Genomic DNA, 7,893 nt, shown 5'->3' with positions numbered 1-7,893 from the left:
GGGCGCCGTCGGGCACGAGGTTCCAGCGGGAGAGGTAGGCGTCGAACATGGGGCATGGGGGGGGAGGTTGCCGGGCTGTATATAGTAGGGCCTGTCCTTAGGCCTTAACCCTTAGTCCCGCAATCGTCGGGCATCGTGGAGAAACACGCATGAGCGACCCGCAACCGGACCAGGCGCATTGGCGCGCCGTGGCCGATCAATGGATCTTGTGGGCCAGCACCCCGGGCCATGATGCCTTCTGGGCATACCGTGAGGGCTTTTCGGCCTACTTGGGCGCGGGCCGCGGGCGCGCGCTGGAAGTGGGCTGCGGCGAAGGCCGCATCAGCCGCGAGGCACGGGCGTTGGGCTATCACGTCACCGCAAGCGATGCCGTGGCCGCCATGGTCGAGGCAGCGCGCGCCGCGGATTCCGCCGACCGGTACGACATCGCGCCCGCGCAGTCCTTACCTTACGCGAACGGCGAGTTCGATCTGGTGATTGCCTACAACGTGCTGATGGACGTGGACGACGTGCCGGCCGCGCTGCGCGAGGCGCTCCGGGTGCTAAAGCCGGGCGGTACGCTGTTCATTTCCATCGTGCATCCCTTCCGTGACCGCGGCCGGTTCACTGGACCGCAAGCGGACGCGCCGTTCGTGATCGACGGCACGTATTACGGGCGGGAACATTTCGACGGCAAGGAAACGCGCGACGGTTTGAGCATGCATTTCGCGGGCTGGTCGCTGCCCTTGCAGGATTACATGGCGGCGCTGGAAGCGGCGGGGCTGGCAATCGTGTCGCTGCGCGAACCGCAGCCGGACGCAGCCCCGACGGCGCAACTGCAGCAATGGACCCGGCTGCCGATGTTTTTGTGGATCAAGGCCAAGCCTTTGCCGATAGGCGCGTGAGTGCTTTGCGGAAATTGGCAGTTAAGTTGATGGATCGGAGACTGTTCGATTTCTTACGCCGAACGGGATATGAACGGAAGGGAGAGAACCCGATGCTGGCAGCAAATGCGTTTTTTGATCGTCAAAGAAGATGTGTGGCTTGAGTACATCTAGGATGGCCTTTTTTTCTATGCCACCAAGGAAGAATGCTTCATTCACGTTGATGTCCCAGCTACGCATTGTATTGATCACACGCTGATGTGAGGGCGCGTTCCTGGCTGTTACGATGGAGATTCTTAGCCTGGGTGAGTACTTGGGGTCTTGCTCTGCCTTGATCTGTTCTTTTTTTTGAATTGCAGAGAGTTTTTCGAGAAGCTCTTTCAATAGACCAGGATTGTGTGGGACGAATGCTCTGTCTGATTCATGCTTATGGAATTCGTATAGGTCATTGGTAGCGTGAAAGACTGTCTCAGCCTCGTCATCTGCGATCACACCGTCGAAGTCGAACGCTACGCGTAATTCTTCTTCCCCTGCCAATTCAACATGCTGCGACTCCAACACCTGGCCTGCTGGATATCCAGCTAGGACTGCCTGTTTCACATCAGCTTCATTCGCTGATAGAAACAGACTGATAGACAGCGCGGGAATGTAAGCGTGAGGATTTCTCCCTTGAAGAAAAATCGCCCGAGTCATGCCGAGACTGTAATGCTCGATGGAATTCATGACTCTCATGCCGGTGTCCGGGTCATTGCGTGAAAGCAGTATGACTTCTACGGGTGGGTCCTCAGGTGAAATTTCGTTTAGAGAAAGCAGGCGGCGGACAAAGGGATAGGCCACTCCTGTTTTTAGTGGTTCCTTTTCCCGGGCGCGTTGGTACTCACGATAGATTTGTTCTCCATCGCGCCTGAACACTTCATCTGATTCGGTTAAATCAAAGAGGGCGCTTGAGGCAAGGCCGATAACTAAACGATTGCTGAGGTCGTACGGCATGATTTCCCTAGGACGGGGCGATAGGAATGCAATTGGGGCATTTGATGTTGCGGTAGTGTAATTAGAAAGCGCGATATATCCGTAGCTCCCGCTTTTCAAACGGTGATGCATATACGAATAGCTCTACATCGCCGCCATCAGCGCCGCCGCCTTGCACGCCAGCCTGGCGACGCCGAAGCTGGTCGCCAGTTCATGCCCTTCCAGGTCCGCCAGGGCAATCCAGCGGGCGTCGCGCGCATCGTCGCCCGCGACCGGTTCGCCGGATTGCCAGCGGCACAGCACGGCGATCAGGATGAAGTGGCGGCGCAGGGCGCCGACTTCGTCGCGGTCGAAGACGTCTACCGCATCGAACACATGCAGCGGCTCGGCGACCACGCCGGTTTCTTCCAGCAGTTCGCGCGCCGTGGCGGCTTCGATGCGTTCGCCCGCGTCGATCTTGCCGCCGGGAAAGGCCCAGCAGTTCTCGTCGGGCGGGTTGGCGCGGCGCACCAGCAGCACGTGGCCGTCGCGGACGACGGCGGCGATGGTCGCGGGAATGGGGCGGGCAATGGGAGTGGACATGCAGATTTCCGGCGTAGGGGCAAGCTGCAAGGGTACGCTTTCAGGCCCGTAGCGCAAATCCCCGTGGTGCCGGACGGCATCCTTGGGCACACTGTAGCCGCGCCGAATCGAGCGCGTCAAACCAGAATCAAGGGGCAGCACCATGGACACGCCGGACCGGCAGTTGCGTTATTTTTTGCGGATCGCGGAGCTGAAGTCCTTATCACGCGCCGCCGAGGACCTGGACCAGACGCAATCGGGCCTGAGCCGGCAACTGGCGGCGCTGGAAGCGCATGTGGGCAAACCCTTGTTCACGCGTACCGGTCGGGGCGTGGAGCTGACCGTAGCGGGCAGCCGCCTGCTGGAAGGCATTCAGCCCGCCTACCAGAACATCGACCGCGTCCTTGATGCCGTGCGCCAGCAGGAAGGCGTGACCCACGGCACGGTGCGCCTTGCCACCGTGCACACACTCAGCTACTACTTCATGGCCGACGTCGTGGCCAGCTTCGTCAGCAGCCACGAACACGTGAACCTGTCCGTGATGGGGCGCAGTTCGCCCGACGTAGTGGCCCTGGTGGAAAGCGGCAAGGCCGACGTGGGCTTCGTCTATGACGCGGCGGTGGCCTCGGACAATCTGACGTCCACCCCGTTGTTCGATGACGAGATGTGCCTGATCGTGCGCCGGGACGTGCCGCTGGCGGACGCGGTGGATCTGGGCGGCATGCCGTTGCGGCTGGTGGGTTTTCCGCCCCATTACGCCTTGCGCAAGATGATCCACAGCGCAGGGTTGCAGCCCGAGTTCATGGCCGAGGCCGAGACCATCGACGCCATGCTCAAGCTGGTGTCCTCGGGGGTGGGCGCCTGTATCCTGCCGTCGCGCATCCCCGAAAAGCTGCTGACCGACTACGGCTTGCGCAAGGTCGGCATCCGCAGCCCGGTGCTGCGCCGCCGCGTGGTGGCGATCACGCCGGCCCAGCGCCAGCCCTTGCCGCTGGTGGCCGAGCTGTTGGCGTGCGCGCACCGCATCGCTGCGGCTTGACGGGTAACCCCTGCACCCCCGGCGGCCCCGTTCCGCCTTCCGAATAGCTGCTATGAGCCTGGCTGCATGGCTAGTTTGCGCGGTGGTTTCCATACTGTCCTGACCTTGCACGGCGTCCTTCGACGCCGCAAGCCAAGGACATCAAGGGGAACCCATGAATACCGCATTGCGAGAGAAATCGTATTTCGACACCCGTGCCACGCAGGAAATGGCGCGCCATCTGCAGGCCGTGCCGCGCAGCATCCAGGAAACCATGGCCTACGCCTGCCGCATCCTGGCGATGACCGAGCAGGAAGCCGGCCTGGCGGGACAGATCAGCGTGCGCTCGGCGCGCCCGGGCGCGTACTGGACCCTGCGCTTCGGCCTGGGCTTTGACGAGGCGACGCCGGCGGACTTCATCGAAGTCGACCGCGACCTGCACACCCTGACGGGCGACGGTATGCCCAACCCGGCTACGCGCTTCCATCTGTGGGTATACGAAGCGCGCCCGGATGTGCAATCCATCATCCACACGCATTCGCCGTGGGCCTCGGCGCTGGCCGCCGCACGCCAGCCGCTGGTCATTTCACAGATGGACATGACGCCGCTGCACGACGACTGTGCCTTCCTGGGTGAATGGCCGGGGGTGCCGATCGCGGACCAGGAGGGCGTGATCATTTCCGAGGCGCTGGGACGCAAGCGCGCCATCATCCTGGCGCACCACGGTTATCTGACGGCGGGCGGCTCCTGCGAGGAAGCGACGTATCTGTCGGTCTATTTGGAGCGTGCGGCGCGCATGCAGATCCGCGCCCAGGCGTTCGGGCCGTTGACGCCGGTAGACGACGCCCTGGCGCGCGAGGCGCACGACTACCTGCTGAAGCCTTCGATCGTGCGCGCGACCTTCGACTACTGGGCTCGGCAAACGCACGGCATCGCGCCGCTGCCGCTGCCCCAAGCCTGATTCCGCTCGCATCCGATCACGACCTTTTCAAGGGGAGTCACGATGATGACGACCAAGCCTGCTGCTGCGCGTTCGCGCCGCGATTATGTGACGGCTGGCCTTGCCAGCATGATGGGGACCACGATCGAGTGGTACGACTTTTTCCTGTACGGCACGGCTGCCGCTCTGATCTTCAACAAGATCTTCTTTCCCGCCTTCGACCCGCTGACCGGCACGCTGGCGGCGTTTGCGACGTATTCCGTGGGGTTCTTCGCGCGGCCATTGGGCGGCGTGATTTTCGGCCACTATGGAGACAAGATCGGCCGCAAGTCCATGCTGCTGATCACCTTGCTGCTGATGGGCGTGCCTACCATCCTGATCGGGCTGATCCCTTCGTATGAGCAGATCGGCTATTGGGCCGCCGTGCTGCTGGTGCTGATGCGCTTTCTGCAAGGCATTGCAGTGGGCGGCGAATGGGGCGGCGCGGTGCTGATGGCGGTAGAGCATGCGCCCGAAGGCAAGAAGGGCTTTTTCGGCAGCCTGCCGCAGGCCGGCGTGGCGCCCGGGCTGATCCTGTCGTCGCTGGCGATGGGCGCAGTGGCCGCGCTGCCCGAAGCCGACATGCTGTCCTGGGGCTGGCGCCTGCCGTTCCTGGCCAGCGTGGTGCTGTTGCTGGTGGGTTGGTTCATCCGCGTTAAGGTGGCCGAGTCGCCCGACTTCGAGCAGATGCGGGAAAAAGGCGCCAAGGTCGAGGTGCCGGTGGCCGAAGTGCTCAAGCACCACCGGCGCGCGTTGCTGGTGGTGGTCGGCGCGCGTCTGGCCGAGGTGACGTGGTTCTACACGGTCGTGACGTTTTCGCTGGCCTACGCCACGGGCACGCTGGGTATCCCGCGCTCCGTCATGCTGGACGCCACGATCTGGGGGGCGGCGCTAGCCCTGTTCACGATGCCGCTGTTCGGGGTGCTGGGCGACAAGATCGGCCACAAGTGGGTGTTCATGGCGGGCACAGTGGGCATCCTGATCTGCGCGCCGGTCTTCTTCAACCTGCTGGGCTCGGGCGATAAAGCCTGGATCATCGTGGCGGTTTGCCTGGCGGTGGGGCTGGTATACGCTTGCCTGTACGGACCCGAAGGCACCTTGTTCTCCAGCCAGTTTCCCGCGCATGTGCGGTACACCGGCATTTCGCTGGCGGTGCAGGTGTCGGGCGCCATCGGCGGCGGGCTGGCGCCCATCGTGGCGACCTGGCTGCTGGCCAAGGGCGGGGGCGACCCGAAGTACGTGGTCTGGTACCTGAGCGCGCTGGGCGTGGTTGCTTTCTTCAGCGCCTGGCGCATGCAGGGCGAGGCTGCCACGCCTGCCGCCCTGCGCGTGCCCGCGGCGGCAAGAACCTGAGGCTCCCATGAAGACGATCGACTATTACTTCTGGATGAATTCCGACTGGGCCTACCTGGGCGCCGACCGGCTTGAAGCATTGGCGGTCCGCCAGCAAGCGGCGATCCGCTACCTGCCCGTGGACTTGCCCGACGTCTATGCGCGCACCGGCGGCGTGCTGCTTGGGCAGCGCTCGCCCGAGCGCCAGGCCTATCGCGTGGCGGAGCTGGCGCGCTGGTGCGCCAAGCTCGGCATCCACGTCAATCCGCAACCGGCGCACATGTGCCCGGATGCGTCGCTGGCCTCGCGCATCGTCATCGCGGCCGATCGTGCCGGCATGCCGGTGCTGGCGCTATACAAGGCGATCCTGAAAGCGGAATGGGTGGACGATCAGGACATCTCCGACCCCGCCGTCCTGCGCGGGGTCATGGAGAAACTGGGACTGGCTGCCGCAAGCCTGCTGGCGGCAGCCGACGCACCGGACATCGAGGCCACGTATCGCCGCAACACGGATGAAGCGGTCCAGGCGGGCGTGTTCGGCTCGCCGTCCTACCTGTATCGGGGCGAGGTGTTCTGGGGCCAGGACCGGCTGGAAATGCTGGAGGAAGCCATTGCGGCGTCTTCGGACGAGTAGGCGGGGGAGTAAGGAGGGTGCGGGCGGTCACGACCGCCCGCACCTGGCCTGCCGCCTACTTCTTCACCAGCGGACAGGTCGACTTCGACAGGGGCATGAACGCCTGGTCGCCGGGTAGCGTCGCCACCAGCTTGTAGTAGTCCCACGGCCGTTTGGATTCAGACGGCTGCTTGACTTCGAACAGGTACATGTCGTGCACCATGCGGCCGTCTTCGCGGATGCGGCCGTTGGTGGCGAAGAAATCGTTGATGGGCAGGGACTTCATCTGCTTCATGACGGCCACGGGTTCGTCGGTGCCGGCTGCCTGCACGGCCTTCAGGTAGTGCATCACCGACGAATACGTGCCCGCCTGACTCATGTTGGGCATCTTCTTGAGCTTGTCGTAGTAGCGCTGCGACCAGGCGCGGGTCTGGTCGTTCATGTCCCAGTAGAAGGCCTCGGTCAGGGTCAGGCCGGCGGCAGCTTCCAGGCCGATGGCGTGGATGTCGTTGATGTACAAGAGCAAGCCCGCCATTTTCTGGCCGCCCTTGGTCAGGCCGAATTCGCTGGCGGCCTTGATGGCGTTCACGGTGTCGCCGCCCGCGTTCGCCAGCCCGACGACTTGGGCTTTGCTGGCCTGGGCCTGCAGCAGGTAGGACGCGAAATCGCTGGATCCCAGCGGATGGCGCGAGGCGCCCAGCACGGTGCCGCCATTGGCCTTGACGACTTCGGTGGCGGAGGCCTGCAGCGTGTGGCCGAAGGCGTAGTCCGCCGTCAGGAAGTACCAGGTCTTGCCGCCTTTCTCCACGGTGGCGCGTGCGGTGGTGTTGGCCAGTGACCAGGTGTCGTAGGTGTAGTGCACGGAATAGGGCGAGCACAAATCGTTCGTGATGCGTTCGGTGCCGGGGCCGCTGAAGACGACGATCTTTTTCTTTTCGCGGGCCACTTCCAGCACGGCCAGCGCGGGCGCCGAGCCTGCCACGTCCATGATCGCGTCCACCTTCTGGGTGTCGTACCATTCGCGCGCCTTGGCGGCGGCGATGTCTGCCTTGTTCTGGTGGTCCACCACCATCAGGTCGATCTTCTTGCCCAGCACCGTGCCGCCGAAGTCGGCGATCGCCATTTCGGCGGCGGTGGCGCTGCCTTTGCCCGTCACGTCGGCGTAGACGCCGCTCATGTCCAGGATCAGGCCCAGCCGGACGATGTCGTCAGAGACGGCGGCAGATTGCGCGTGCGCAGGCGCGGCCAGGGCGGCGGCGATGCCCGCGGCGATGCCCGCGGCGATGGCGGTGGTGGTGAACAAACGGGTAAGCGTGCTGCGGCAATGCGATGAAATCCGGGGCGTGTTGGCGTTAGCCATGGTTTGTCTCCTCTTGTGCCGGATCTGTCTGGAACCTGCTGGCGCTTGATTGGCGTGATGCCGCGCTCTATGGGGGTCTGGGTTGGGCCGCGAAACGGGGGGGGCGTGGTGGCGGGGTAGGCTCCTTGGGCGGTCGGGGGGGGTCAACGCTGGGTCAGCAGGTCGAATTCCATCCGCACTTTGCGGAACGGGAATTCC

8 protein-coding genes are annotated in these 7,893 nt (G+C 63.7%); 5 read left to right on the top strand and 3 right to left on the bottom strand.

Features of this window, described 5'->3' with window-relative positions; translation table 11 throughout:
* Positions 1 to 149 precede the first annotated feature (149 nt).
* Positions 150 to 884, top strand: a complete 735-nt coding sequence (locus tag ACO6D5_RS28740; RefSeq protein WP_485827276.1) for a class I SAM-dependent methyltransferase — start codon at positions 150 to 152, stop codon at positions 882 to 884.
* 21 nt (positions 885 to 905) lie between these two features.
* On the opposite strand, the gene ACO6D5_RS28735 is transcribed toward ACO6D5_RS28740, so the two are convergent.
* Positions 906 to 1,853: a 5'-nucleotidase gene (locus ACO6D5_RS28735; protein WP_485827275.1), complete on the bottom strand. Its 948-nt coding sequence runs from the start codon at positions 1,851 to 1,853 to the stop codon at positions 906 to 908.
* 123 nt (positions 1,854 to 1,976) lie between these two features.
* Positions 1,977 to 2,414: an NUDIX hydrolase gene (locus ACO6D5_RS28730; protein ID WP_485827274.1), complete on the bottom strand. Its 438-nt coding sequence runs from the start codon at positions 2,412 to 2,414 to the stop codon at positions 1,977 to 1,979.
* A 142-nt stretch (positions 2,415 to 2,556) separates the two neighbouring features.
* Between ACO6D5_RS28730 and ACO6D5_RS28725 the strand changes: the two genes are divergently transcribed.
* The 4 genes from ACO6D5_RS28725 to ACO6D5_RS28710 all read left to right on the top strand — a co-directional run bounded on the left by ACO6D5_RS28725 (position 2,557) and on the right by ACO6D5_RS28710 (position 6,356).
* Complete coding sequence (locus ACO6D5_RS28725; RefSeq protein WP_006224155.1) at positions 2,557 to 3,432, top strand: LysR family transcriptional regulator; 876 nt, start codon at positions 2,557 to 2,559, stop codon at positions 3,430 to 3,432.
* A 154-nt stretch (positions 3,433 to 3,586) separates the two neighbouring features.
* Positions 3,587 to 4,372, top strand: coding sequence for an aldolase (locus tag ACO6D5_RS28720; protein ID WP_006224154.1), 786 nt, complete (start codon positions 3,587 to 3,589; stop codon positions 4,370 to 4,372).
* A 42-nt stretch (positions 4,373 to 4,414) separates the two neighbouring features.
* Entirely contained in the window at positions 4,415 to 5,743 is a 1,329-nt protein-coding gene (locus ACO6D5_RS28715; RefSeq protein WP_485827273.1) for an MFS transporter, read from the top strand.
* A 7-nt stretch (positions 5,744 to 5,750) separates the two neighbouring features.
* Positions 5,751 to 6,356 carry a DsbA family protein gene (locus tag ACO6D5_RS28710; protein WP_485827272.1) on the top strand — a complete coding sequence of 202 codons (606 nt, stop codon included), beginning with the start codon at positions 5,751 to 5,753 and terminating at the stop codon, positions 6,354 to 6,356.
* A 55-nt stretch (positions 6,357 to 6,411) separates the two neighbouring features.
* On the opposite strand, the gene ACO6D5_RS28705 is transcribed toward ACO6D5_RS28710, so the two are convergent.
* Positions 6,412 to 7,695, bottom strand: a complete 1,284-nt coding sequence (locus ACO6D5_RS28705) for an ABC transporter substrate-binding protein (RefSeq protein WP_485827271.1) — start codon at positions 7,693 to 7,695, stop codon at positions 6,412 to 6,414.
* Positions 7,696 to 7,893 lie beyond the last annotated feature (198 nt).

Source organism: Achromobacter sp., from assembly GCF_057314935.1.
Note: the sequence above shows the minus strand (reverse complement) of the source record. Positions and strands in the feature narration are given on the sequence as shown.